This window comes from Thalassospira lucentensis, from assembly GCF_001613805.1.
Taxonomy (GTDB): Bacteria; Pseudomonadota; Alphaproteobacteria; order Rhodospirillales; family Thalassospiraceae; genus Thalassospira; species Thalassospira lucentensis_A.
Window position 1 is genome coordinate 38,366 of record NZ_LPVY01000011.1, and the last position, 25,273, is coordinate 63,638.

Below are 25,273 nucleotides of genomic sequence, written 5' to 3' on the forward strand. Positions count from 1 at the left end.
TTATTCTCCGGGAATTTCTGATGGTCGGGCACTCGTGAATGCACGCGCACGTGCAAAAACGGTCAGGACAAACCCGATGGCGTAGACAAGACCGACAAGAAAATAGATATTTGAAAGACCGGCGGCCTGACTGAACCAGCCGCCAAGGGCGATGCCCGCGATGGATGCAAATTGCGCCGTACTTTGTGCAAGGCCAAGCACATGCCCCTGACGGTAATCACCCGCCGCGCGTGACACAAGGGCGGTCAATACCGGCGTCGTCGCGCCAAGCAACACCCCCCAGATGAAATACATCGCGGTAAAAACAAAGATCGACCGGGTGGCGCCGGCCAGCAAGGTCACCACAACACATCCGGCAATCACCAGACACATGCCGCCCAGAACATCGCGCGCGGCACGCCCTTCGAAATGGCGTGCCCAAAGGGATGCTGAAACGACAAAACCAAGTGCCAGCAAGCCATAGCAAAGACCGACAATCCAGTTGCCGACATCAAAGATGTTCAGCACATAAATCGAAAACGGCGATTGTGTCACCATCCGGCCCAGCAACAAAACACCCAGAATGGTCAGAAGAGATACGATCTGTGGTGATCGCAAAATGCTAATCTTTTCCGTGGGTGCGACATTGACAACGGCACCACGCCCTGCATCTTTTGGCACCACAACCGGCAAAAATGCCCAGACCGAACCCAGACAAACGGCGCACAGAATGGCTGCTGAAAAGTTGATCCAGAAGAAAGCCGCATGATCAAGGATCACACCACCGACCAATGCGCCGCCAAGCGACCCGACATTGGTTGAAACCTGAAGATAGGCAAAAAGCTTTGCCCGCCGTGCCGGACTTTCGATGCTGACGCCATAAGCCTGTGCCGGCGCAATATAGCCCGCACACGCCCCTTGCAGGAACCGCAACATCAGGATCAGCCACACGTCATTGGCATAGGCCAGCGCAAGCTGGGTAATCGCAAGCCCGAAAAGGGCGCGCATCATCATCGCCTTATGCCCGAACCGGTCCCCAAGCCGCCCCCAGAACGTGCTGGTCAGCATGATGCCCAGCATCGGCCCGACATAGACCGCAATACTGGCAAATGTGAACAGGTCGTCTGATTGGCTTAATGAACGCAAATGAACGGGCCAGAACGGCCCGCTCATCTCCATCGCGCCCATCGAGACCAGCTGGATGATAAACAGAAGATGTATCTGCCAGCGAATGGACAATGTCTGTATGCCGCCCGTCATCATGCAGGCTTCGATCCCGCGGTCATCGGATTGGGAAGCTGATGCTGAACCCGATAATCCGCGTATTTTTGCAAATGCATGCGCAACACGGATCGCGTCGACCAGTCATGCGTCAGGAAAATTTCCCGTTCCTCCTGCCAGAATGCGGCGGAACTGACACGGGGCTTTGCATGAGCAAATGCACGCGCGGTTTCTTCGCCCATGACCTGCCAAAGGACGTCGTCATCAAGTTCGTAATGATGGCTAAGCGTCAGGGCCATTTCGTGCAAATGACAGACGAAACAGGCATCAATCACAAATGATCTAACCGGTTCGATATCGTCATCAAAGACCGTCGGCAAAATGCCCTTGTAGTAATAGGACTTCAGATCGTATCCCCGTTCATTAAGCAACGGCGCGAAGGTTCGCCCATCACCAAAATCACGGATCAACATACGGACCGGTGTACCCGTTTCATCAAACAGAATTGATGTATTTTGCTGATGGGCTTCAAGTGCGATGCCATACATCAGATAGATTTGAATGACTGGATGAATGACCGCACGCGCATAACGACGGAAGAAATCAGTGACATCCGGCTTCGATGCCCGCCCGTTCGACCCATCAACCATTTCGGCAATCAGCGGTGCATCAACCGACGGATTGCGGGTCAGAAGTGCCGCAACAGTTACCGGCAACAGACCATCATTCCGATCAAGCCGCCCCTTGGTTGCACGGAATATCACGGACAGAAGTTTGCCTTCTGCATCGTCCTGACGGATCGCATGTTTGTAATGAATGCCAACATCTTCGGTAAAGACTTCAAGCGTCTCGTCAAAGCCGTTCTCAGCCGCGAGGATTTCGCTGATTACCGTACTGATGCGTGGTCCCATATGGATGGACTTTGCCTGTAAACTTCGCAATTCACTGGTCAACCAGATCGCCACCGGCAATTTGATAAACGGGCTGTTTTGCGGATCGGTCGGCAACATCGTGCGAAATGACATGCTGGGTCGTGTTTCGAGATCCGGCCCATCAATGATCAGAATACCCTGATTGATTTCATTAGAGAAATGCGATTTTACGTAATGTTCAAGATGCCAGCCATGAATGGGAAGAGGCAACCAGTCGCGCTGTTCGTGGCCATTATTCATCAGACCATTTTTCCAGTCGCGGTAAACCGTTGGCAGGTTTTCCGCAAACCAGAGATGCAGGTCGGTGATATGAGGCATATGTTCAAGATGGGCCATATCTGCGCGCAACGCGGCCACACGCACGGGGACAACTGCTGCACATTCTGGTGACAAAGAAGCAACTTCTGCCGACGTCAGGTTCGGTTTGGTTTTCCATGTCGGATAGAACGGATGCCCTTCCAACGATCCCCATTGATCAAGCATGATGGATGCATCACGGGTATCGAATTGTCGACGCGCATAGTCAATCAGACCGCGCGCCCCACTGGCGGCAATATTGTTTGCCAGCTCCGCATTCCACTTTTCCCGAAACCGGCGGGCCTCGGCATCATTTTCAATGCTGTTGGCAATATCACGCTTAAGGTTTTCGCCATTGGTATCGGCGGGCACAAAATCAAAATCGGGCAACATCAGATCGATCAATTCTGCCCCGGTTGAAATTACATGCCAGTCGCCATCAGAACTACGGACCTTGATCGAACCATGATTAATAACGGTATTGGCCGGTGCTTGTTCGATATCCTCGAACCAAACTGTTGTATTGCTAGCCCTCAGCTCGACTTTGGCACTTCGGCCATCCGGATCACAAACCAGACGATCAGGATCAATGATGCGTTCGGCGAACAGACATCGGACAATCCGACGCAATGCATTTGCCTGCGCATATTCAATTTCGGAATAGCTGCTGGTGCCAGACGATAGGTTATTTGTGGTGACATTGATGGGAATATTGTTGTTCATGACCTGTTACTTTCAATCGGCCAGTTCGCCGGGAAGTAATCCAGCGAAGACACCTTGAGCCCCCCCATATAGGCAACACTCCAGTCAAAAATTTCTTCGATATGCGGCAGGGAAACGGACAGACGACGCCCCATCTCGACCAGTAGGGCAAGACCGAAAGCAACATCTTCCTGAAAAGCCCGGCTTTGTGGGTCCATGATCAGCCCATCAATTCCCTCGCCAGCGGGAACAAGCGGGGCCTTTATTCCATCATAGGCCCGGTTACTGCGCAAAACCGAAAGCATGGTGTGGCAATCTGCGATCTGATCACCGTAGGCATCAATGATTTCATCCTTCAATGGCCGGACCGATGAAAGATCGGCTGAAAGTACCTGTTCAAGTCTGGCACAAAGCGCCTGACTTTCGGCATCGCAGCGTTCCAAAAAATATGCCCCAACTTCCGGGCATTCGGACCACCAGCAGATCGGCGAAGAAAACGTCCTGTTATGCCATTGGCCAAACGGACCAATCAGTCCGTAGATCACCGAACTATGCATAATCGGGTTGCCCGGCGTCAGTGTGATTTCAAGGAAGCTATCCAAGAGTTCGACCGGGGACTCATACAAACGGTTCAGATGTCCGATCAATTGACTGCGGGCCTCATCCGTCTCGCGGTCGTGAGTTGCGACATGCAAAACACTTTTGGCCCCACCCATTCTGATGGTCCGACCGGGATCGAGTTCAAATGCCGTGTGCGGCACATCCTTCATGCCCCAGATCACGACATTGGGATTGCCATCCAGAATGTTTTCTGCCAGCCAGTCAAAGCCGCAAAATCCGGGAATGGCCCCGACGAAGACGGGTTTGTCCTTTGGCAAACACGGCTTAATCTGACGCAGTAAGTCCATACGGGCGTGGGCTGGCAAAGTGATGATAACAATATCCGCACCAGCCAAGACATTAGCCGGATAGGTGCTTGCACCATCAAGCCGGGCACTCATTTCACCACCTTCCGGCAGTAAGGCACGTATGTTTTCCCCGTTATTGTGCGCCTTAACAACAACCTCGTTCCCGGTCAGCAATCTGACTTCAACATGAGGAATTTTCTTGAACAAGACAGCATTGAGATGCCCGGTTCGACCACCGCCACAAATCACGATCCGAAGAGGACCGTGGGTTTCTTGCTGTTGTCTCATACCGCGCACCTGTCTTCCGGATTGGGAAGAAGGCTATGCGCCCACGCACAGTTCGGCGCAGTAATCTTGCGCAATGCTGCAAGTTCAACCGCGCAGCATGAATTCCATTCCGATGGAATATGATGTCGTGTGGTTTTTGGCGGATACAGCAATCCGGTGCGGGCACGTTGCCGAATATCGTTGGGTGTCACAACAAATTCCGCCCGACGCGATTCAACCCGGACAGATTGATAATCCGCCATCAGACATGGGACCTGCGAAAGACCCGCGGCACAGGCAACCGACAGGCGATGATGCCCGTCCATGACAATCAAGTCTTCCCATTCGACGATGATTGGCGTTGTCCATACACCAGCGGCGAGTATCGCATCATGTAAAGCACAAGCATGAGCAGCATCATGTTCTTCATGTCTACGCAGGCGATGCGGATCAATCAGGACAATCGGCCATTTCTGTTGTGTAATGGTCATTATGCGACGTCTCCGAGCGGTTCGGAACGCGCAATATATCCGCGCTCAAGCGGCATCCATTGCGCCATCTGTCGCCAGACACCGTCGTTAAGCAGGTTGCGTTCGGCCAACCATTTTTCATCAAAAACCGTATGCAGATATTTTTCGCCGCCATCGGCGACCGCGCAGACAACGGTGCCGCCGATTTTGCCCGCATGAATATGTTCAAGAGCAGCATAAATCGCACCACCGGTCGAGCCGCCGACTAAAAGCCCGGTATTTTGCGCAACATAACGCGCCGTCTCAAATGCCTCGGCATCCCCCACCTGGGTCCCAATATCAATCACATTGTAATCAAGGACCTTGCCGACCTCGTCGCCTTTTGGCGTTCCGGTTCCGGATTGGTAATAGGGGTGACCGGGCAGGCCAAATACGATTGACCCCTTTGGCTCGACACCGACGGTTCGGATATCCCGGTTGAATTTTTTAAGACCGGTTGCAATTCCGGTTAAAGACCCACCTGTGCCGGTGCATCCACAAAATGCATGAATCTCGCCCCCGGTCTGGGCAATCAGTTCGTCAACAAACCCCTGATAGCCCGCCGGGTTGGCGGGGTTGTCAGACTGGTTCATAAATATCGCGCCGGGGATCGTCGAACCAAGTTCCGCAGCAAGACGCTGACGTTCAACGACGGCCACTTCATCCTCGGCGTAATCACCTTGAACAAAGCAAAGTTCAGCCCCCATCGCCTTCATCACTGCCAGCTTGTCCGGTGCGGCGTGATGATCGACGACAGCAATGAACCGTAACCCCAACTCGGCCGCGACAATTGCCAGCCCGATGCCGGTATTACCCGATGAGGACTCAACAATTGTGCCGCCTTCGGATAATCTGCCATCGGCGATTGCGGCCATAACCATACTGCGTGCCATGCGGTCCTTCATGCTGCCGCCTGGGTTGTTTTTTTCGATCTTGAGCAAGAAGCGCGCATTGGGCGCCGAAACGGGAAGTTCGAGTAACGGGGTATTTCCGATCAAATTGGTTACTTTGGTCTGTATCATCGGGATGCTCCCTTGTGATCGTCCGGTTGAACTGTTGCCAGATCGGTGCTGATGGAAATGCGGCGTGGCATGGGAACCCGATGGAATTCGTTTTCCAGAAGGTCCATTTGATATCCGGCCGTATTGCCATAAACGAGCAAGTCACCGTTTTGCGGTTTGCTCGGAAAGGAAATCAGTCGGTTGGAAATGATGTCCTCGTCGAGGCAGCTGTGCCCCGCAACATAGGCCCGCACGCCCCCATCTTCCGATGCGACATCTGATCCCCGACGGTTGGGGACACGGCTGCTGATCAAAATGGGATCGACCAGAAATTCCGATGCGAACCAGGTTTCGCAGGCACTGAAACTGCTGCCTTCGACAAAAAGAACAGCCGTTCCATTGGCAAGATCCTTGACCCGCGTGATACGAAAAACGGAAATTGCCGTTTGATCGACAAGGCTGCGCCCCGGTTCAAGACCAAGCGTAATTCCATTGGCACGCAGATATTGCGCGATCGTCATATCGCCCGGACCGGGCGAAAGCAGGAACCTGTCGATCCATTCCGCTGCGTCGATTGCCCCGCCGTAAGGATAGAAAGACTGCGGCACGACGCCGTTGCGATAATGATCACTGTCCTGACTTGCCAGAAACGCTGCATAAACATCGGGTTCGACATAACGGACCGGCAAGCCACCGCCGATATCAATCATGGAAACCGCCAGATCAAGTTCGGCGGCAAACCGGACCCATTCGGAAATCTCACAAAATGCCTGTACCCGGTTTTCCGGCGCATAACCGCCCAGATGGAAGTGAAAACCTTCAAAGGCAAAGCATTCGCTATGCTGAACAACAGACCGCAGGGCGGATTGCATATATTCCGGTGCAATACCGAACCTGCTGGTATGCGCATTAATCGGACGGTAGCGCAGAAGAATACGAATTCTTTTTTGCCGTTCCCGGCTGAGCGCCAGCTCTGCGAGATCGGCCAACTCTTCAACGGAATCAACCGAAATCAAGGCATTGGCATCTATCAGTTCTTGATGAAAAACGCGCGGTTTCGCCGGACCGGACGCACATATCATTTCCCCTGTACAGCCACAGGAAAGTGCATCGTGCAATTCATAGCGACTTGAAACATCGACACCCAGCCCAAGATCAATCGCCGCAGAAACAAGAGAATGCGACTTATTAACTTTTGCGGCATAAAAAATTTTCGGCGTTACAGCGTGACGGTTAAACACATCACTCATTCGCGCCAGATTTTGGCCAAGGATATGAGGAAAAACGATATTCAGCGGTGAACCGAACCGACCAATAAGATCGGGTAATCGCCGGCCCTGCCCGGACAGCAGGCCACCGATCATCGGATCAAGGATTGGCGGCAAGGAAAGAACCGGCTGCAAACCGGATTGCTCAATATGGTCCCTTGATAAAAAGTTCATTTGCTCCATCCCGTAAAATGGTTGGCATCTTTTCGATGTCCTTTTTTTGATAAACTAGTGGACCAGGCGGCACCTTAAAAGATGCCGCCCACGCCATTAGAAATCAGCGGTAACAGACAGCAGAGCCGTACGGGGTGCCCCGACGGAAACCATGCTGAATTCGTTGACTCCGTACCAATAGTCTTCATCAGTAACGTTCTGGATGGTGGCACGGAATGTAATAGGTGTTTCACCGATCGAGGTTTTGTAGCGTAGCCCCAAATCAAGTGTGGTCCAGTCGGGAATGTCCTGAGTATTGGCAGTATCGATATACTGTTCCGACGTATGGGTGATTGTCCCGCTTAGCGTCATCCCTTTGACAAAGGGAGTATCCCATTCAGCGGTCAGGTTGACCTGCATTTCAGGTGTCCCGACAGCGCTATTTCCGCGGGTCGTAGAACTGTTGGTTTTAGTCAGTTCCGCATCAAGGAACATGACGCCACCCAACAATCGTACATTTGGCGTCACCTCCCCAAAGACGTTCAGTTCAAACCCTCGGTTCCGCTGTTCGCCGTCGCTTTCATAACTGCCACTCACATTTTGGGCAAAGGGCTTCGTGATCTGGAAAATCGCTGCTGTCGTGCTTATTGAACCGAAGTCCAACTTCACACCCGTTTCGATCTGTTCAGCGACATAAGGCGACAAGGCTTCGCCGGTTATGGGTGCGTTCGCACCTTTGCTAAGACCTTCGAGATAGTTTGCGTAGACAGAAACATTTTCCCAAGGCTTGAACACCACGCCAGCCATCGGAGTGACAACGCTTTTATCGTATGCAGCCGTTACAGCACCTGTCGTAGCGCTGAAGTTATTGGTTTCAACGCGCTGCTGGCGCGCACCAACTGTTACCAAAAACCGCTCATCCCAAATCGACATTGTGTCTGCCAAAGCAACACCGGTCATATCGGATTCAGATATCTTTGGTTTTGACGCAGGCGCCGCCACAGCAATCGGTGCGTTTGCCACGGGATTGTAAATGTTGGAAAATGGATCAGTTGTCGAGAAAACCTGCCCACGCTTGAAGGTATCTTCATAACGGCTGGCTTCCAGTGTGACCTTATGCTTGACCTCGAGTGTCTCAAATTCGCTTCTTACACCGGTACTCGCAGTCCATCTTTCTGTCTGAAAGCGCATGAACGACAGACTGTCATCTTCAATCGTTCCGTCATTTGCCCGGATGATCGGATAACCGAACAAACGATCCACTTCGGTCTTGCCACCACCAAAACTGCCAAACAGAGTGAAACTGTTATCAAGGTCGTATTCACCCTGAAGTACGGCAGACTGATCAACGGCATCTGACCACTCCCAGTCGTGAGTAACATTTTTATTACCGTCAGGTGCAGACGGCATCGTTAAGCCGGAAGCAATACGATATTCGCGAAAGGGAGCATTCAGGTTTTCACGCTGATCAATAACGTCAAGCGATAGCCGCAGATCATCTCCACGATAATCTAGGGCAAGTGCGCCAAGTGACGTTTCGCGTGTCTGATGGTCCAGATAAGTATCACCATTGTGATATCCACCGTTAAAGCGAACCCCGAACTCACCGTCATCGCCATATCTGCGGCTGAAATCAACATTGCCACCTGCCTGCTCACCAAGTCCATAATCCGCACTGCCCCGGTTAAGATCTTCGTCACCGGCACGTTTTGGAACAATATTGATGACACCGCCGACACCGCTATTAGGTGCCATTCCGGCAAGAAGAGCTGCTGGCCCTTTCAGAACTTCAACACGCTCGGCAAACCCGGATAATGCGCGATAGGTTGGCGCAACACCGTAAACCCCGCTGAACGCCATTTCACCAGAGTTGCCGGTATTCACATTGAAACCGCGGATCTGATAAGTATCGAGCATACCACCGCTGCTATTGGGCGTCCTGACCGATGGATCGTTTTTAAGAACATCCGCAATCGTCTGGGCCTGCTGATCGGCAATCTTTTCGCTGGTATAACTCGTGATGCTGACCGGCGCGTCCATGATGTCCGTGTTACCCAGCATGCCAAGACGGCCACCGGTCGCAACCTGGCCACCGGCATAGGCGGGCGGCAGATCGGATTGCGTGCTGTTGGCTTCAACGCGGATCGGATCAACAACCGCCGCACCGCTTTGCCCGGCTTCCGCCGCCGGGTCGATCAGGATCAGGGAATTTTCCCCGGCTTCACGATAGGAAAGTCCGGTACCGCGCAGCAATGCATCTATCGCGGCGGGAACGGTCATATCGCCGCGAATATCGCGCGCACCATCGATAGACGGCAGATCAATCGTATAGGCGATCCGCCAGCCTGATGCGGCACCGATTTCAGCAACCCCTTCAGCAAGGGAGGAAACCGAGATATCAAATGAATAGGTCGCCTGTGCAATTTCGGTCTGCACATTTGCCGCCAGCGCCCCCGATGTTGCTGGCACGGCCATTGCGGTTGAAACCAGCAATACCGAAATCAGAGAGTATGTTCTTGTTCTTGCTTGTTTGAATTCCAACTTCCCGCTCCATAAACGTCTTTTCTGTCAGGCAGGTCCCCCCCTGCATCTAAAAAGACAAACGAACGGGAAATAAGAGTCCTCACATCGGAGGATGATTTTTTGCGAATTTTTCGCAATCTCAATAAATAACTGTCAACCATGGCAAGGTTCTAACGACCTTTGCGCCAATTGCATCGGCAACAGTTTCAAGCGATCCGGGGATATCGGTTGTCGGAAAACTGCCGGAAATACTGCGCGTTCCTACATCGCCAATCACAACGATGCGACCTTCGTCAAAGTTTTCCAACCGGGCGGTCAGCTCTGAGACGGGCATGTTGTGCACACTAAGACGCCCCTTCATCCAGGATAGCGCAAGTCCGACATCACCGATTTCGGATGGCAAAAGTGTTCCGTCATTGACAACAACCTGCTGCCCCGGTCCCAGCAGAACACCGTTTTCATCCTGCGCGCTTGACACACGAACAGCCCCGTCCTCGACAATCACAACAGTCTGTTGTGAAAGACGATCCACATTGAACCGGGTGCCAACGACCTGCACTGTCACGTCACCGGTATGGACTCTGAACGAATCGCCGTTGCGATGAACAACTTCAAAAAATGCCTGCCCGCGCAATAATTGTATCTCCCGGCGACCACCACCAAAGTTGGTCGATAGGGCACTGTTTGCGGCAAGCCGCACAACCGAACCATCGGGCAATTCAACCGCCGTGACATTTGACTGACCACTAACGATATCGGCCTGAATATTATCAATAAAATCGGGATGCAGGAAAAAGATCGCGCCAGCAACAAACGCCATTCCTGCAAGTGCGGCAAAGGAGCGCCGGGGCCGAAACATTGACAGGAAACCGGAAAGCATGGGCTTTTTTCGTGTCTGCGCCAAACGCCTTGAGGGTTCTTCGATCCGGGCCCAAAGCACACGCATCTGGTCAAAAGCCAGCCGGTTGTTCCGGTCTGCATTCAGCCATTCTTCGAACTCGTATTCCTGCACAGCAGACAACGACCCTCCAGCGCGCCTTGCGTGCCAGATTGCCGCTTCGTCCTTTTGCTTTTCAGTCGGTTCAAAAGCGCCTTGCATAGGTTCCCGGTTCGCCCGTTATGATGTGACGTTCATACCAGCAAATGATGTGACCCGCCAAATTCCCTTTCTATATACAATAACGGATGACGATAAAATATCCTCAAGGAGCGTAAGGGATTTATCAGGCGTCGTCGCGATAGGCTGCCAGTCGTTCCTGGCAATGGCGCATGGTCCGGGCCAGTTGTTTTTCCACCGCACTGATAGAAATCCCGTACTTTTTCGCCAGTTTCGCGTTGGATATGCCGTCGACACGATGAAGGATGAACATTTCGCGCGCCTTTGGTGAAAGTTCCAGCAAGGCGCGATCCAGCGCAGAAAGCGCCTGACGGGCTTCGGCATGATCGTAAGGAGATGACGTTTCGCACAGCCAGAGCTGAGCCGGGAGAACCCCGTTCATTGCCTGCGCACGGCCAAAGCTGCTGCGGTGATGATCGATGACCGCATTGCGTACGGATGCATAAAGCATCTTTGTATTGGCTTCCGGTTCCCCGCAATCACCGGACTGCATCAGGCGCGCATAGACGTCCTGCACAAGTTCGGCCGCAACTTCACGATCACGTATCCGCCGAACCACCATCGCGACAAGCTGGCGCCGATGGTCTTCGAACAGCTTTGCAAGTGTGTTCCTCCAGAAACTCATGCGCAGGTTCTATCATTGCCTATGAAACCCTGCCAAACGGCCCGTTTTACGAGCCCCGACAGACAGCCCCCACAACGGTGACGAGCGGACCGTATCAGTAATGATAATCACTTTCAATATTATTGATATGTTTTATGGCCGCACCAATCAAAACCACATGAAGCATCGGCAAAAATGCGTCCCTATGGCTACGGGTTAATCAAATGCCCTTTCGATCATGCATTCATCGACTAGAGGAAACTAAAGCAATGTCATGCACTGATCTCGTGCCTGATGGCGGCATCGGCGCCGTCCGACATTAGTATCGACAGGCGTTCAATCACGGCTTCACGCCAGAACGGGCTATCCTCCAACTGTTTGGGCATCCAGCCCTTAAGCCCGGACAGTTTTTCGTATATCCCCGCTGCATCCTGATGATCCGCCAGTGCTTCCATGATTTCGTTTGCACGCGGATCATTGAGCAATTCAGCAGCTCCGTCTGGCGCTGCATTGACACGTTGACGCATAACCGCCATCCAGGCAGCAAAACAAAGGGCAAACGTGCCGAGCATCTTGCTTTCCTGCGGCAGGTCACAAGCCGGGGAGAAAATCCGCTGCGGGAGTTTTTCCGTGCCATCCATGGCAATCTGACGGGTTTCGTGTGCGATTTCGGGATTGCGGAAACGTTCGACCAATTCCGCCCCGTAATCGGAAAAATCAATCCCGGCAAGCGGTGCCATCGTTGCGGCAGCATTTTCCATATGTTGCGCAACAAGTTGCGAGAAGGCCTCATTTGCCATTGCATCGCGAACATAGCGGTAATCACCGACTTGCCCCAAATAGGCGATCAGGGAATGGTTGCCGTTAAGCATACGAAGTTTCATAAGTTCGTATGGCTCGACATCGTGAACCAGAATCGCACCGGCTTTTTCCCAGGCGGGCCTGCCATCGGGGAAATCATCCTCGATAACCCACTGCGAAAATGGTTCGGTTTCAATTGCAGCCGGATCGTCCATGCCAGTCAAAATTTTGGCATCTTCAAACGTGCGAGCTGTCGCCGCTGGCGTAATCCGATCAACCATCGTTGAGGGAAAGGAAACGTTATCCGCGATCCAACCTGCCAGGTCCGGGTCGACACGCTTGGCAAAGTCAATCACACCGTTGCGCAACAACACTCCGTTCGATGGCAGGTTATCACAGGAAACGACAGTAAACGGTCGAATGCCTGCCTGTTTGCGGCGCTTCAGCCCGGCAACCAAGATTCCGAGAAGCCCGGTTGGCGTGGTGGAATTTGCCAGATCATGTTTCACAGCCGGATGTTCCGCCTGAACCGCCCCCAACACCCGATCAATGCCATATGCCTTTTCGGTAACCGTGATGGTCACGATCCCGATTGCCGGATCGGCAAGCGCGTCCAAAACCGGTGCAATATCACGCGAAGCCGCAATTGCCTTTGACAGGCTGGTGATCCTAAGGGCTTTGGGGCCGTCAGGATGACGTTCAATCACCGTAAAGGCGCAATCCTGAGCGTTCAGAGCATCGACAATGTCAGTGCTGCGCAAACTGACACCGATAATGCGCCAGTTCCCGCCTTTGGCCCGCATTGCCACGTCGGTATAAACTGCCTGATGGGCCCGGTGGAAGGCACCGATACCGATATGGACGATACCGGCCGTTGCGCTATCTGCGTCGGGTGCATTAGCGGAATTATCGGAAGATGTCATTTTGGGGCCTCAAGCAAATCAAACCTTGCCGAAAGTGCCGTCATCACACCGCGCAACTCGGCAAGGCCCTTGAGGCGCCCAATCGCCGGATAACCCGGCTGCCCCTTGCGGTTCAAGTCATCAAGAATATCCTGCCCATGATCCGGACGCATCGGAATGTTCCAGTCAGCACGTCCCGCTGCTTTGCGACGTGCCTCTTCGCGCAGGATTTCCTCGATCAGATCGACCATGTTGGTATCGCCATCCAGATGCTCCGCTTCATGGAAGCTGCATGGCAGACCTTCGCTTTCGCGTTTTGTATTGCGCAGATGAATGAAATGCACACGGTCACCCAAGCGTTTCATCATCCCCGGCAAATCATTTTCCGGATGTACACCCAGCGACCCGGAACATAGCGTTATGCCATTTTCTGGAAGATCCACCGCCTGCATGATGTAGGCATAGTCGGCCTCGGTCGACATGATCCGCGACAATCCCAAAAGGGCAAAGGGCGGATCGTCGGGATGGCAGCACATGCGAATACCAACCTCGCGTGCGACAGGTACGACTTCCTCAAGGAAGGCAACCAGATTGCTACGAAGCGTATCGGCATCAATATCGGCATAGGTTGCAAGCAACGCACGCAAATCATCCAGCGAGAGGTTCTCGACCGAACCGGGCAAGCCGAAGGCAACCGTCCGTTCAAGTTCACTACGGCGATCTTCGGACATTTGTGCGAAACGACTTTTTGCATCCGCAACAATTGCGGCCGGATAATCATCGACAGCACCATCGCGGTTCAGAATGAACAGATCAAATGCAACAAAGTCGACCAGATCAAATCGCATGCAGGTTGCGCCGTTTGACAGACGCCAGCTCAGATGGGTTCGGGTCCAGTCAAGAACCGGCATGAAGTTATAGCAAACGATGTTGATCCCGGAATCGGCAAGGTTACACAGGCTTTGCTTGTAGGCTGCGATATGATCGCGCCACGGACCTACCTGCCGTTTGATCGATTCGGAAACCGGAAGACTTTCGACGACATCCCAGGTAAGGCCCGAAGGCGCCCCATCCTTCATGGTCGCGATTTCGGCATGACGTTTGGCAATCTCATCCGGCGTCCAGACAGCACCACTTGGCACATGATGAAGGGCGGAAACCACGCCATGTGCGCCAGCCTGGCAAATATCGTCAATGCTGACCAGATCGCGCGGGCCGAACCATCTCCAGGTTTGTTTCATGTGTTTCTCTCTGTATTGGCGTGGTGTCTTCAACACCGACTATAACGATTAGGAATAATATCACGTCATAATTTTGTTGACTAGTATGGTAGTATGCATCATGACTCAGAAAAGCAAGGAGAGATTGATGGGCGATCCCGAACAAAATGACTGGGAAATCACACACGATCAGGCCGTAGGCCCACAGATCCATCGCATTATTCGCGAACGGATCGTGTGCACGGATCTGCTTCCCGGCGTGCGCCTGTCCGAAGCCGAACTTGCCAAACATTACAATGTCAGCCGCCAACCCGTCCGCGAGGCCTTCATCAAGCTTGCCGACGAAGGCCTTTTGGAGGTTCGCCCGCAACGCGGAACCTATGTCCGAAAGATTTCCGTCGCCGCCGTTCTTGATGCGCGTTTTGTCCGCGAAGCCATCGAGGCCGACATTGCCCGTTTCGTCGCAATCAAGCCCGATGATGCATTTCTGGCACGCCTTGAACAACTGATCACCGATCAGCGCAAGGCCATGGAAGGCGATGCGCGTGCATTCCTGAAACTGGATCATGATTTTCATCGCTGCCTCGCAGAAGCGGCAGGCAAGACATACGCATGGAAGGTCGTTGAGGATGTTCGCGCCCAGCTCGACCGAGTGCGCTACCTCAGTTACTTCCAGTTTCCGATGAACGAGATCATCGAACAGCATATCCGAATTGTTTCCGCGATCACATCCCGTGATCCCGAAGCAGCCAGCGCAGCCATGCGTGAGCACCTCCGTGAGATTCTGCATACGCTGCCTGATATTGCCCGCTCCAGAACGGAGCTTTTTGACAACGCAAATTCCACGTTGTCGCCCTAAGGCATCAACCGAACAGGGAGGAAAAGATGCTTAAAAAAACGACCAAGAAACTGATGATCGCCGGTGTAGCCGCCATGATGATGGGTAACTCTGCGATTGCCGCAGAAATAACCCTGAAACTTGGTCATCTCGCCAATGAACAGAATGCCTGGCACAAAGCTGCCGTGAAGTTCGGCGAGGAACTTTCGACCCTTACCGACGGCCGTATTGATGTGCAGGTCTTCCCCAACGAAACACTCGGCAAGGAAATCGACCTGATCAACGGCATGCAGCTTGGTTCGGTCGACATGACCATTACCGGTGAAAGCCTGCAGAACTGGGCACCGATGGCGGCCCTTCTGGCTGTTCCGTATGCCTATCAGACGCTCGAAGACATGGATGCCGTTGCCAGTGGTGAAATCGGCGACAAAATCGAACAGCAGATCGTCGAGAAAGCCCGCATCCGCCCGATTGCCTATTTTGCCCGTGGCCCGCGCAACCTGACGTCAAACCGCGAAATCAAAAGCCCGGACGATCTGAACGGCCTGAAACTGCGCGTTCCGAACGTTCCGCTTTTTGTTGATGTCTGGAAATCGCTTGGTGCGCAACCGACACCGATGGCGTTCTCGGAAGTCTTTACCTCGCTTCAGGCAGGCACCATCGATGCACAGGAAAACCCGCTGGCACTGATTGATTCGGCAAGCTTCAACGAAGTGCAGAAATTTGTGAACAAGACCGAGCATGTCCGTTCATGGATTTATCTGACCATTTCGGAAATCACCTGGGGCAAACTGTCAGATGCCGACAAGGAAGCCGTCATGGAAGCTGCAAAACGGGCCCAAGCATATGAGCGCGACCTGTTTAGCGCTGATGAAGAACGGTTGACGAAGGAACTTCAGGCAAAGGGCATGACCTTCGTTGAAGTCGACACGCAGGCCTTTGCCCAGAAAGCAAAAGACGCTGTTCTTGCAAATGTTTCCGACGAAATCCGTCCTGTCGTCGAAGACCTTTTCGCAAACTGATTGCTACCGGTTCGGTTGCGTACGCGCGACCGAACCTTTTTTCGACGGGGAAGTAACGTGCTTTCTGCCAGATTATACGCATCCATCATTGCACTTTGCCGGATCGGAACCGGTGCCGCTTTCGGCATTCTGATCGGCACGGTCCTGATACAGGTTGTGTCGCGAACCTTTTTGACCAGTTCACCGGTATGGACCGAAGAACTCACGCGTCATGCGCTGCTGTTTCTTGCGGCTTTTGGCGTCGGGCTGTCTTTTCGCAATGGCGAACTGGTTAATGTCGACATCGTTTGCGAAATGCTGCCTTTGCGTATTCAGCGGGCATTGATGTTCATCTCGGCCGGGCTGACGGCGGCATTTTGCCTGATACTGCTATCCCCTGCGTGGATGTTTGTTTCAATCGGTGTTCTTCAAACTTCACCCGCTTTAGGCGTCCGGATGGACTTCATTCACGCCACCGTTTTCATTCTTCTTGCCGTTCTCGGCCTTTTCGCGGTCCTGCGGATGATACGTGTCATCGCCGGGGCTTCTGACGGAAAAGCTGAAGATACGACGAAGGACTTCCCATGAGCCTCGCAATTTTACTTGGCGTTTTTGCCCTCGGCCTCGTCATCGGCCTTCCGGTCGCCGTGACACTGGGTCTGTCCTCGCTATGCTATTTGCTGCTGGAAGGCATTCCTCTTGTTGTGATCCCGCAAAAAATGTTTGCCGGGATGGATGTGTTTGTCCTGCTTTGTATTCCCGGCTTTATCCTTGCCGGGAACCTGATGAATGGCGGGGGAATTACACCGCGTATTGTGCGGTTCGCCAATGCGATGGTCGGATGGATGCGGGGTGGCCTTGGCCTGACCAATGTTACCGGTTCCATGCTGTTTGGTGGCATTTCCGGAACCGCTGTTGCCGACGCGGCATCAATCGGCGGCATGATGATCCCCGGCATGGTCCGCGCCGGATACACGCCTGCTTTTTCCGCCGCTGTTACGGCGGCATCATCAACGGTCGGGCCGATCATCCCGCCAAGCATGCCCATGATCATCGTTGGTGCATTGTCTGGCATTTCTGTCGGCAAGATGTTCATTGCGGGTGCTATTCCCGGCATCCTGATGGGTCTCGCAATGATGGTCACCTGCTACATCATCGCGGTCCGACGCAATTTCCCTCACCAGCCGTGGCAGGGATTTGGTGAACTGGCCCGATCCTTCGTCGGCGCCTTCTGGGCACTTGCCATGACGGCCCTGATTGTCGGCGGTTTGCTGAGCGGCATCGTCACCCCGACTGAAACCGCAGTCATTGCCAGTATCTATGCCCTGATTGTCGGCTGTTTCATTTATCGCGAACTGCCGCTGCGCAAGGTTCCGAAAATCATCATCGATAGCGCGGTGACCGCCGCCGCCATTCTTGCGCTTGTCGGTCTGGCAAACGTGTTTGGCTGGATCCTTGTTTCCGAACGCATCCCGCAGATGATTTCAAACGCGGTATTGTCGTTCACCGATAACAAATATGCCGTGATATTGCTGATCAATCTGGTTCTGCTCATTGTCGGCATGTTCATGGAAACGATTGCGGCGTTGATCATCCTGTTTGTGCCACTTCTGACCCTTGCCACCAATGTCGGTGTCGATCCGATCCATTTCGCGGTGTTTGCGGTTCTGAACCTGATGATCGGTTTGACGACCCCGCCGGTAGGCATTTGCATGTTCATCTGTGCGAACATCGCCAAAGCCCCGGTGACCACGGTTATAAGGGCGCTGATGCCGTTCCTTCTGACCAATATCCTTATCCTGTTCCTTGTTTCCTATATCCCGGCGCTGTCAACCTGGTTGCCGTCCCTGATGGAGTAATCGATGCAAACACGCGTTTGCCGTCTGTATGGCCAAGATGATCTTCGGATCGACACCGAAGCAACCACCGCCCCTGTTGGTGACGAAGTCCTTATCCGTGTTGGTGCCGGTGGTGTGTGCGGTTCGGACATGCATTACTATTTCGAAGGCGGCATTGGTCAAATCCGCGTGCGCGAACCGATCATCCTTGGACATGAGGCCTCGGGTACCGTCGTTGCACTTGGCCCGGATGCAACCAGTCTGGCCGTCGGGCAAAAGATTGCAATCAACCCAAGCCATCCGTGTGGCACGTGCCGTTATTGCCAACAGAACCTGCAGCAGCATTGCCTGAACATGAAGTTCTTTGGGTCGGCAATGCCGATGCCCCATATTCAGGGTGCGTTCCGCGATCTGGTCAATGTGCGCGAAGGCCAGTGTTTCGTCATCAACGATCAAACCGACATCGGCAAAGCCGCCTGTGCCGAACCACTTGCCGTATGCCTGCATGCAGTTGCACGCGCAGGTGATCTTGCGGATAAAAAGGTTCTGATTACCGGTGCCGGCCCGATTGGCAGCCTTTGTGCGGCGGCTGCCAAACTTGCCGGTGCCAGCGAAATCGTTGTGACCGACTTGCAGGATTTTGCGTTGAATGTTGCAAAGCAGATGGGAGCAACCCGCACCATCAACATCGCCACGGCCGCCGATGACCTTAAACCTTATGAACAGGATAAGGGCCAGTTTGACGTTTGCCTAGAATGCTCCGCCGCCCCGGCGGCCTTGCGGTCCGCCATCAGCGTTTTGCGCCCGCAAGGCATCCTCGTTCAGGTCGGCGTTGCCGGCGAAATTCCGGTACCGTTCAATCCGCTAGTCGCCAAGGAAATCACAATCACCGGCACTTTCCGTTTCCATACGGAGTTTGCCGAGGCCGTTCGCGTGATCGATAGCGGTAAAATTGACGTAAGCCCGATCATCACCCAAACCTTTCCGCTTGAAACCGCCACAGAAGCCTTTGACGTGGCACGTGATCGCAGCAAATCGGTCAAGGTTCAGTTGTCTTTCGCCAACTGAAGCTGATTCCTGTGCATCCGGATACTAGAAGGCTGTGGCATTATCTGTGCTGAAGCCTTCTCCATATGGACAATCTAGGATATGTCAAAAAATGCTTTAGAAAACAGGTCAAGACACGCATTTAATCTGCGCCGTATTTTACCTCTTCATATCTGTTGTAAATTGAGAAAATCTGCAACCAGCGGCAATCCGCTAATTTGCAGGTCGATGGTGCCCCCGGGGAGAATCGAACTCCCACTCTCAAAGAGAAACAGATTTTGAGTCTGCCGCGTCTACCAATTCCGCCACAGGGGCAGGCACATATGGGTGCGTTGCGCACCCGCCATCGTGGGGCGGATAATAGCTGTAAATTTCGTCCGGTCAATGGGGCTTTGCGCAAAAATTGCGTTGTCAACCAGATGGGACTTTCTGCGGGAAAAGGTCATTGCGGCACAAGGCCAAATGCGGTTACATCACCCCCATATCGGCCACCGCGCCGCATCGTTTTGATCGTCTTAACCGCAAAGGGCGTTTCCGTGCTGCGCAGCCTTTATTACTGGACCCTTGGCCTGGCCGCCCATCGCCACGCTGCCATTGCGCTTTTCATTATCGCCTTTGTGGAAAGTTCAATTTTCCCGATCCCGCCCGACGTCCTGCTGATTCCCATGATAATCGCAGCACCAACCAAAGCATGGCGTTATGCCTTGATCTGCCTTGTCGGGTCTGTACTGGGCGGCATTGCTGGCTATGGCATCGGTTACTTCCTGTTTGAAAGCATCGGCCAGCCGGTATTGCAGCTTTACGGCTATGGCGCAAAGTTCGATACATTCCGCGACTATTATAATGAATGGGGTGCATGGGCGGTGTTTATTGCCGGCGTAAGCCCGTTCCCCTACAAGGTCATTACCATTCTGTCGGGTGTGACAGCGCTCGACCCGGCAATATTCATGGTTGCATCAGTTCTGGCGCGCGGTTTGCGCTTCTTCATCATTGCAGCCCTGATCTGGAAATTCGGCCCGGCTATTCGCGACTTTATCGAAAAACGGCTTGGCCTCGTTTTTACCATATTTGTTGTGGTTCTTGTCGGTGGATTTGCCGCCATCAAGCTGATCCCGCACGGTTAATACCGCAAAACGATAACGGAACGACCCGATGATAAAATTGCTTCGCGCACATTATGCCCCAGCCCTGCCACCGGTTGCCATTTTCCTGATTTCTGCGGGAAGCCTCGGCTTTGCCTTCTATGCACAGTATGTGCAGAAGCTTCTACCCTGCGTGTTGTGCCTGTATCAGCGCGTTCCGTTTTATGTAGCGGGCGGCCTTGCCATCCTTGCCCTGCTTTTGCTTAGGATACCTGGCGCGTCACGCGTTCTTGTTTATCTGTGTGGCATGGCATTTGCCATCGGAACCGGCATTGCGTTCTATCACGTCGGTGTCCAGGAACTATGGTGGGAAGGCCCGGCAATGTGCGGCGGCCTGACAAGTGGTGCGGCTTCGGTCGCGGACCTCAAGGCACAGTTGATGGCGCAGCCGATTGTTCGCTGCGACAAGATTGACTGGGCCCTGTTTGGCATCACGATGCCAACGGTCAATGTCTTCTTCTCCGCCATTCTTGCCATCCTGTGCTTTATCGCTCCGTCGCGCTGGATGAAGCGGTAACATTTGCGATCTGCCCCACGAACCCGCCTGTAACGATCTGGTGGGTTTGAAGACCGACACCTAACGCGGTCAATATCCGCCCGATTAAAATTGCTCCATTTCTGCCTTTTCCAGGTTGATAATGCGAATTGTTCTTGTTTGCATACAATTCTTCTTATAGTGTTCACCAATCCAACCATTAATTGATCAAGCAGGATCGGGGCATTGAAGGCAACCGGCTTCTGCCATAACACAGACAAGGACGATCCTAGGAATGCCGGACATGACATTCCATCCCCAAATGACCAGCAGGATAGAGGGCATCTCGCTTCTGGACGATCTGCGTTTTCGTCGCTGGAATTCTGCGATTACCGATCTGTGGCATGTCGAATGCTGTGAAAAGGCTGGGGGCACCTATGTTTCCTGTGCACCAAGACTGGTCGCCATTCTTGATTGCAGCGGACAATCGAACTTCCGCGTCAAAACGCCCGAAGATCCTTTTGGATCTTCTCGTCGCGAACAGGGGTGCCTGTCATATATTCCGGCAGGAATGGAAATTTCTGCCGAAATTCGGGAAAAATGCCGGTTACGCCACCTTGATATCCATCTCGATATCAACAGCCTTGAAAAGCATCTTGATCAAGAGATTGATCGCGCAATCCTTGAAACGCCCCGGATCGGTTTTTGCGATCCCCGGATCAGATCACTTGTGCACATGATCGCTGACGACCTCGCCAGCGATATCGCCTCGCCCGACCTGTATGGAGAGAGTCTGGTAACGGCTCTTACCAGTGCGTTGCTGACACCACTTCCCGAAAGCGAAACATCGCGCAAACGCGGCAAACTTGCCCCGCACCACCTGCGCAAATCGGTCGAATTTATTGAACAGAATTGCGGTCGCGTTATCCGGCTGGATGAACTGGCGGAACTGACTGGTCTGTCACAATCCTATTTCTGCTCGGCATTTCGCGAAACAACCGGCATGCCGCCCCATCAATGGCAAATGAAGGCACGCATTGAACGCGCCAAATCCATGCTGCGCGACAACACAACACCGCTTGCCAGTGTCGCGGCACATGTCGGCTTTGCCGACCAGGCCCATCTGACCCGCGTCTTCCGCCGCATCACAGGCACCACACCGGGCGTATGGCGACGCGAACAATCCGCCTGAAAATTAAACCAAAATCCGTTCAATACGGGCAAATAGGGTTCAATATCCGGTTTTCCTAATCGTGCTATCGGACTGTCACACATGACAACCGATGCAGGAAACCCCTCAAATGACGTTCTTGACCCGAACGCGCTTCAAAACAGCCCTTCTCGGCAGCGTTGCAATTCTATGCACCAGCTTGCCCACACAACTTCGCGCCCAGCAAGCCACGGATGAAACCAACAAGGAAATCGTTGTCGATCCTCTTGTGATTAATGCCGAACAACCTGAAACGCCGACTTCGCCTGTACAAGGGTATGTTGCAAAGCGTAGCGCTACGGGCTCGAAAACAGACACACCGCTCAGTGAAATTCCTCAATCCGTTTCGGTCATTGGCCGGGAAGAAATGGATAATCGGGGCGTTAACAAGGTTGATGAAGCTCTGCGCTATACCAGTGGCGTTTTCACTCAGCCCTACGGCTCGGATACTGATACCAACTGGTTCTATATTCGTGGCTTCAACGCGACACAGAGCGGCGTCTATCTTGACGGTCTGCAAAGTCCGGCTTTTGGTTTCGGTTCATTCCTTGTTAATGATTATAACCTTGAACGCATCGAAGTTTTGCGTGGCGCTGCATCGGTTCTATACGGGGGCACCAATCCCGGCGGGATGGTAAATTACGTCAGTAAACGCCCAACAGCCGAACCTCTTCGACGTCTGGAACTGTCCGTGACAGACACCGGAAAAATTGGCACCGGCATTGATTTCAGCGACCGCATGAGCGACGAGGCGGCTTATCGCGTCACCGGCCAGTTCACGGCAGGTGAAGAACAGGCCGAGGAGAACGAAGGATTTCAGGGATCTATTGCACCTAGCTTCCTGTGGACCCCCAACCAGGACACTAGCCTGACACTACTTAGCAGCTTCACGTTTGTTGACGGCCAGCATAATGGCGGACTTGGCTTTTTGCCTTACAACGGCACTGTCGTCGATGCGCGTTACGGCAAGATCGACCCTGAAACCAACTTCACCGAACCGGGCTTGGACAAGGATATTCGTCGCCAAGCGCTTGTCGGTTATGAACTGGAACATGACATAAATGATGACCTGACATTCCGCCAAAATGCCCGTGTCAGTCATATTGATATTCATGAAGTCTACTATTACCCAAGCGGCTACGTCGCTGGTGGCGCCGCCAGCCCGACCACGGCCAGCAACGATCTGGTACGTTGGGGCTTTGAACACCGGACCGAACTAACAAGTATTGGTCTGGATAACCAGCTGGAACAGAAATTCGCAACCGGCGAGCTGGACCACACCTTGCTCGGCGGGATCGACATTAAACGGTTCGACATGAATCGTCTCGAGCTCTCAGCGTCCGGCACGACTGTTGATCCGCTTAATCCTATACATGGTTCAAGCCAGGCTGCACGTACCGCTTATTTGGACCAAGACATCGACATGAACCAGTTCGGGTTCTATGCGCAGGATCAAATTCGCTTTGGTGATGGCTGGATAACCACCCTGAACGGTCGGTACGATTACATCTGGATCAATGCCAATGACCCGATTTCAACTTACCATAACTTCAGCGATACAGAAGGTGAATGGAGCGGCCGAGCCGGTCTTGCCTATGCCTTCGACAACGGTTTGACGCCGTATGTCAGCGCCTCAACCTTCTTCAACCCGGTTTTGGGTTCGAGCTCGCTTGGCGTATTTCAACCTGAAACAGGTGAACAGTACGAAGCAGGTCTGAAGTATGAACCGCAAAGTTTGGACGGTTTGTTCACCTTGGCAGTCTTTGATCTTACCCGGCAGAATGTTGTTACCGGAACCTTCAACAACGAGCGCCAATTGGGCGAAGTCAATTCCCGCGGTATCGAGTTTGAAGCCAAAGCAAACCTGACTGAAGAACTGAGACTAACGGCTGCTGCCACCGCTTTTGATCTGGAAGTCACAGAAGATGAAGATCAAAGCGTTATCGGCAAACAACCGGTCACTGTTCCGACCGAAATGGCCAGCCTTGGTCTTGACTACACGTTCCGTCAGGGAATGCTTGAAGGTGTCCGTCTGGGCGGCGGCGTAAGGTATCAGGGAGCTTCCTATGCCGATGAAAGCAACGAACATGAAGTGCCATCGGCCACTGTGTTTGATGCAGGCATTGGCTATGGCGTTGCCGATCAGTGGGACCTAAGCCTGAATGTCTCCAATCTTCTCGATAAGGAATATGTCGCAGGTTGTAGCTCTATCACCGCCTGCGGCTACGCTGAAGGACGCAGCGCCCTGCTGAAGCTTACCGTGAACTGGTAAGTCACAGCACAAAACAACCATAACGGAAACGCCGCTCAAACAAAGCGGCGTTTTCATTTTGCTCAGACCTTTACCAAACTACAATAACGTTCACTGATTGTATTAACCGCCATTCTAAGATCTGTGGCATGCCGTGCCGCGAACGTGTTTTCATCAATCATCCCTGCGGTCCAGACCAGATTGATGACACCAGCAATGCCCTGCCTTCCGGGAATTGCCATCGCGATGGCACGCAGGCGATCATTGACAACACTATCCCCCCAATAATCCGGATCACGCAGTGCATATCCGCGTTTGCGGGTTTCTGCCAACACACCATCAAACCGGCTGCCCCCCCCCCCGAAATGCGGAGGCCCGACAGGATCGCCTCACGTTCTTTGGCCGGACAATATGCCAGATAGGCTGGCCCAGCTGCGGACCGGATCATGTTCACGACGGCTTCCAGCTTTCCGGGTGCAACAAAAAGTGGACTAATGGATCGTGTACTTTCAATCACCTGCATATGATTGCCATTGCGGACCAAGACATCGGACGGCACTGCACACGGGCCGTAAGATCACGCATCACATCACAGGCAATGTCTAGAAACTCTGAAAGATCGGCCATGCCATTCTGCAATGGGTGTGATGTCCAACTGACATTTGCCCGATACCGGCCATCGCCCATGCTGCGCCGTACGAAACGCTGATCAAGCAAAACCGCCAACAATCGCCGCAACGTGGTTTTGGGCAAACCTGTCAGGCGCATCAGATCGGCAATTCTGCATCCACCCGCCCGATCCAGAATACGGACAACCTCTAATCCGCGCGCAAGGGCACGGTTGGTCAACTCTTCACGTTTTTCACGCTTCGCAGGTTCGCTCATGTCGTCCGGTCCCAACATTGCATGCGTGTTTTCGCATATCATTATTGTATCCTTACGATAATGGTTTCGTCATATGGGCCGCCATGCGGCCCATGATATCAAAATAGAACAGCCCCCAATGTCAATTTCTAGGGTTTGCTGCCTATCACCCGTAGCCTTTGGGATGCGCATAAAAACAACAA

General features: G+C 53.1%; 22 protein-coding genes and 1 tRNA gene. 9 read left to right on the forward strand and 14 right to left on the reverse strand.

The genetic code is table 11. The features are described 5' to 3' along the window. The 11 genes from AUP42_RS10205 to uxuA all read right to left on the reverse strand — a co-directional run bounded on the left by AUP42_RS10205 (window position 1) and on the right by uxuA (window position 14,425). Entirely contained in the window at window positions 1-1,242 is a 1,242-nt protein-coding gene (locus tag AUP42_RS10205) for an MFS transporter (RefSeq protein ID WP_231858235.1), read from the reverse strand. After that, a complete protein-coding gene (locus tag AUP42_RS10210; protein ID WP_082824727.1) occupies window positions 1,239-3,152 on the reverse strand; it encodes an IucA/IucC family protein in 1,914 nt (637 codons plus the stop codon). The genes AUP42_RS10205 and AUP42_RS10210 overlap by 4 nt, the downstream gene beginning before the upstream one ends. Further along, entirely contained in the window at window positions 3,149-4,327 is a 1,179-nt protein-coding gene (locus tag AUP42_RS10215) for an NAD/NADP-dependent octopine/nopaline dehydrogenase family protein (protein ID WP_062951519.1), read from the reverse strand. The genes AUP42_RS10210 and AUP42_RS10215 overlap by 4 nt, the downstream gene beginning before the upstream one ends. Then, the gene (locus AUP42_RS10220) at window positions 4,324-4,797 is read right to left on the reverse strand and encodes a ParB N-terminal domain-containing protein (protein ID WP_062951520.1); all 474 of its coding nucleotides are present in this window, start codon (window positions 4,795-4,797) and stop codon (window positions 4,324-4,326) included. Before AUP42_RS10220 ends, AUP42_RS10215 begins: the two co-directional genes overlap by 4 nt. Continuing rightward, complete coding sequence (locus AUP42_RS10225; RefSeq protein ID WP_062951521.1) at window positions 4,797-5,837, reverse strand: PLP-dependent cysteine synthase family protein; 1,041 nt, start codon at window positions 5,835-5,837, stop codon at window positions 4,797-4,799. The genes AUP42_RS10220 and AUP42_RS10225 overlap by 1 nt, the downstream gene beginning before the upstream one ends. After that, a complete protein-coding gene (locus AUP42_RS10230) occupies window positions 5,834-7,258 on the reverse strand; it encodes a Y4yA family PLP-dependent enzyme (RefSeq protein WP_062951522.1) in 1,425 nt (474 codons plus the stop codon). Before AUP42_RS10230 ends, AUP42_RS10225 begins: the two co-directional genes overlap by 4 nt. A 96-nt stretch (window positions 7,259-7,354) precedes the next feature. After that, entirely contained in the window at window positions 7,355-9,778 is a 2,424-nt protein-coding gene (locus tag AUP42_RS10235) for a TonB-dependent receptor (protein ID WP_062951523.1), read from the reverse strand. 121 nt (window positions 9,779-9,899) lie between these two features. Next, window positions 9,900-10,859, reverse strand: coding sequence for a FecR family protein (locus tag AUP42_RS10240; RefSeq protein WP_062951524.1), 960 nt, complete (start codon window positions 10,857-10,859; stop codon window positions 9,900-9,902). Window positions 10,860-10,983: 124 nt separating this feature from the next. Beyond that, the gene (locus AUP42_RS10245) at window positions 10,984-11,502 is read right to left on the reverse strand and encodes an RNA polymerase sigma factor (RefSeq protein WP_062951525.1); all 519 of its coding nucleotides are present in this window, start codon (window positions 11,500-11,502) and stop codon (window positions 10,984-10,986) included. Between the two features lie 251 nt (window positions 11,503-11,753). Continuing rightward, window positions 11,754-13,205, reverse strand: a complete 1,452-nt coding sequence (locus AUP42_RS10250) for a mannitol dehydrogenase family protein (protein ID WP_062951526.1) — start codon at window positions 13,203-13,205, stop codon at window positions 11,754-11,756. Beyond that, window positions 13,202-14,425: a mannonate dehydratase gene (uxuA, locus tag AUP42_RS10255; protein ID WP_062951527.1), complete on the reverse strand. Its 1,224-nt coding sequence runs from the start codon at window positions 14,423-14,425 to the stop codon at window positions 13,202-13,204. The genes AUP42_RS10250 and uxuA overlap by 4 nt, the downstream gene beginning before the upstream one ends. Before the next feature lie 127 nt (window positions 14,426-14,552). On the opposite strand from uxuA, the gene AUP42_RS10260 reads away from it, so the two are divergent. From AUP42_RS10260 to AUP42_RS10280, 5 genes are read left to right on the forward strand one after another with little or no spacing between them, the layout of a single operon-like run. Beyond that, on the forward strand, window positions 14,553-15,263 hold the full coding sequence (locus AUP42_RS10260) for a GntR family transcriptional regulator (protein ID WP_062951528.1): 711 nt from the start codon (window positions 14,553-14,555) through the stop codon (window positions 15,261-15,263). A gap of 26 nt (window positions 15,264-15,289) precedes the next feature. Then, window positions 15,290-16,264: a TRAP transporter substrate-binding protein gene (locus AUP42_RS10265; protein WP_062951529.1), complete on the forward strand. Its 975-nt coding sequence runs from the start codon at window positions 15,290-15,292 to the stop codon at window positions 16,262-16,264. 57 nt (window positions 16,265-16,321) lie between these two features. Continuing rightward, window positions 16,322-16,831, forward strand: a complete 510-nt coding sequence (locus tag AUP42_RS10270; protein WP_062951530.1) for a TRAP transporter small permease — start codon at window positions 16,322-16,324, stop codon at window positions 16,829-16,831. Beyond that, window positions 16,828-18,102 carry a TRAP transporter large permease gene (locus AUP42_RS10275; protein ID WP_062951531.1) on the forward strand — a complete coding sequence of 425 codons (1,275 nt, stop codon included), beginning with the start codon at window positions 16,828-16,830 and terminating at the stop codon, window positions 18,100-18,102. The genes AUP42_RS10270 and AUP42_RS10275 overlap by 4 nt, the downstream gene beginning before the upstream one ends. Before the next feature lie 3 nt (window positions 18,103-18,105). Then, window positions 18,106-19,149 carry an L-idonate 5-dehydrogenase gene (locus AUP42_RS10280; protein ID WP_062951532.1) on the forward strand — a complete coding sequence of 348 codons (1,044 nt, stop codon included), beginning with the start codon at window positions 18,106-18,108 and terminating at the stop codon, window positions 19,147-19,149. A gap of 208 nt (window positions 19,150-19,357) precedes the next feature. Here AUP42_RS10280 and AUP42_RS10285 read toward each other — a convergent pair. Continuing rightward, window positions 19,358-19,443 (reverse strand) — tRNA-Leu (locus tag AUP42_RS10285). A 221-nt stretch (window positions 19,444-19,664) separates the two neighbouring features. On the opposite strand from AUP42_RS10285, the gene AUP42_RS10290 reads away from it, so the two are divergent. From AUP42_RS10290 to AUP42_RS10305, 4 genes are all read left to right on the forward strand, one after another. Beyond that, window positions 19,665-20,252 (forward strand): YqaA family protein, encoded by a 588-nt coding sequence (locus AUP42_RS10290; RefSeq protein WP_062951659.1) that lies wholly within the window; start codon window positions 19,665-19,667, stop codon window positions 20,250-20,252. Window positions 20,253-20,280: 28 nt separating this feature from the next. Further along, window positions 20,281-20,787 (forward strand): disulfide bond formation protein B, encoded by a 507-nt coding sequence (locus AUP42_RS10295; RefSeq protein WP_062951533.1) that lies wholly within the window; start codon window positions 20,281-20,283, stop codon window positions 20,785-20,787. Between the two features lie 262 nt (window positions 20,788-21,049). Further along, window positions 21,050-21,937, forward strand: a complete 888-nt coding sequence (locus AUP42_RS10300) for a helix-turn-helix domain-containing protein (RefSeq protein WP_062951660.1) — start codon at window positions 21,050-21,052, stop codon at window positions 21,935-21,937. A 109-nt stretch (window positions 21,938-22,046) separates the two neighbouring features. Further along, window positions 22,047-24,227 (forward strand): TonB-dependent siderophore receptor, encoded by a 2,181-nt coding sequence (locus AUP42_RS10305; protein ID WP_062951534.1) that lies wholly within the window; start codon window positions 22,047-22,049, stop codon window positions 24,225-24,227. A 62-nt stretch (window positions 24,228-24,289) separates the two neighbouring features. Here the strand turns inward: AUP42_RS10305 and AUP42_RS10310 are convergent, their stop codons facing one another. Together AUP42_RS10310 and AUP42_RS10315 are read right to left on the reverse strand one after the other, a co-directional pair. Continuing rightward, window positions 24,290-24,538, reverse strand: a complete 249-nt coding sequence (locus tag AUP42_RS10310; protein ID WP_156484595.1) for a hypothetical protein — start codon at window positions 24,536-24,538, stop codon at window positions 24,290-24,292. A 181-nt stretch (window positions 24,539-24,719) separates the two neighbouring features. Beyond that, window positions 24,720-25,091, reverse strand: a complete 372-nt coding sequence (locus AUP42_RS10315) for a helix-turn-helix domain-containing protein (RefSeq protein ID WP_197468265.1) — start codon at window positions 25,089-25,091, stop codon at window positions 24,720-24,722. Window positions 25,092-25,273 lie beyond the last annotated feature (182 nt).

Coding starts and splice junctions, on each gene's coding strand:
- AUP42_RS10250 (WP_062951526.1), bottom strand. CDS start 13,205: ATGACATCTTCCGATAATTCCGCTAATGCACCCGACGCAGATAGCGCA.
- AUP42_RS10275 (WP_062951531.1), top strand. CDS start 16,828: ATGAGCCTCGCAATTTTACTTGGCGTTTTTGCCCTCGGCCTCGTCATC.
- AUP42_RS10260 (WP_062951528.1), top strand. CDS start 14,553: ATGGGCGATCCCGAACAAAATGACTGGGAAATCACACACGATCAGGCC.
- AUP42_RS10215 (WP_062951519.1), bottom strand. CDS start 4,327: ATGAGACAACAGCAAGAAACCCACGGTCCTCTTCGGATCGTGATTTGT.
- AUP42_RS10300 (WP_062951660.1), top strand. CDS start 21,050: ATGACATTCCATCCCCAAATGACCAGCAGGATAGAGGGCATCTCGCTT.
- AUP42_RS10205 (WP_231858235.1), bottom strand. CDS start 1,242: ATGATGACGGGCGGCATACAGACATTGTCCATTCGCTGGCAGATACAT.
- AUP42_RS10220 (WP_062951520.1), bottom strand. CDS start 4,797: ATGACCATTACACAACAGAAATGGCCGATTGTCCTGATTGATCCGCAT.
- AUP42_RS10265 (WP_062951529.1), top strand. CDS start 15,290: ATGCTTAAAAAAACGACCAAGAAACTGATGATCGCCGGTGTAGCCGCC.
- AUP42_RS10225 (WP_062951521.1), bottom strand. CDS start 5,837: ATGATACAGACCAAAGTAACCAATTTGATCGGAAATACCCCGTTACTC.
- AUP42_RS10230 (WP_062951522.1), bottom strand. CDS start 7,258: ATGAACTTTTTATCAAGGGACCATATTGAGCAATCCGGTTTGCAGCCG.
- AUP42_RS10295 (WP_062951533.1), top strand. CDS start 20,281: ATGATAAAATTGCTTCGCGCACATTATGCCCCAGCCCTGCCACCGGTT.
- AUP42_RS10280 (WP_062951532.1), top strand. CDS start 18,106: ATGCAAACACGCGTTTGCCGTCTGTATGGCCAAGATGATCTTCGGATC.
- uxuA (WP_062951527.1), bottom strand. CDS start 14,425: ATGAAACAAACCTGGAGATGGTTCGGCCCGCGCGATCTGGTCAGCATT.
- AUP42_RS10245 (WP_062951525.1), bottom strand. CDS start 11,502: ATGAGTTTCTGGAGGAACACACTTGCAAAGCTGTTCGAAGACCATCGG.
- AUP42_RS10315 (WP_197468265.1), bottom strand. CDS start 25,091: ATGAGCGAACCTGCGAAGCGTGAAAAACGTGAAGAGTTGACCAACCGT.
- AUP42_RS10305 (WP_062951534.1), top strand. CDS start 22,047: ATGACGTTCTTGACCCGAACGCGCTTCAAAACAGCCCTTCTCGGCAGC.
- AUP42_RS10240 (WP_062951524.1), bottom strand. CDS start 10,859: ATGCAAGGCGCTTTTGAACCGACTGAAAAGCAAAAGGACGAAGCGGCA.
- AUP42_RS10210 (WP_082824727.1), bottom strand. CDS start 3,152: ATGAACAACAATATTCCCATCAATGTCACCACAAATAACCTATCGTCT.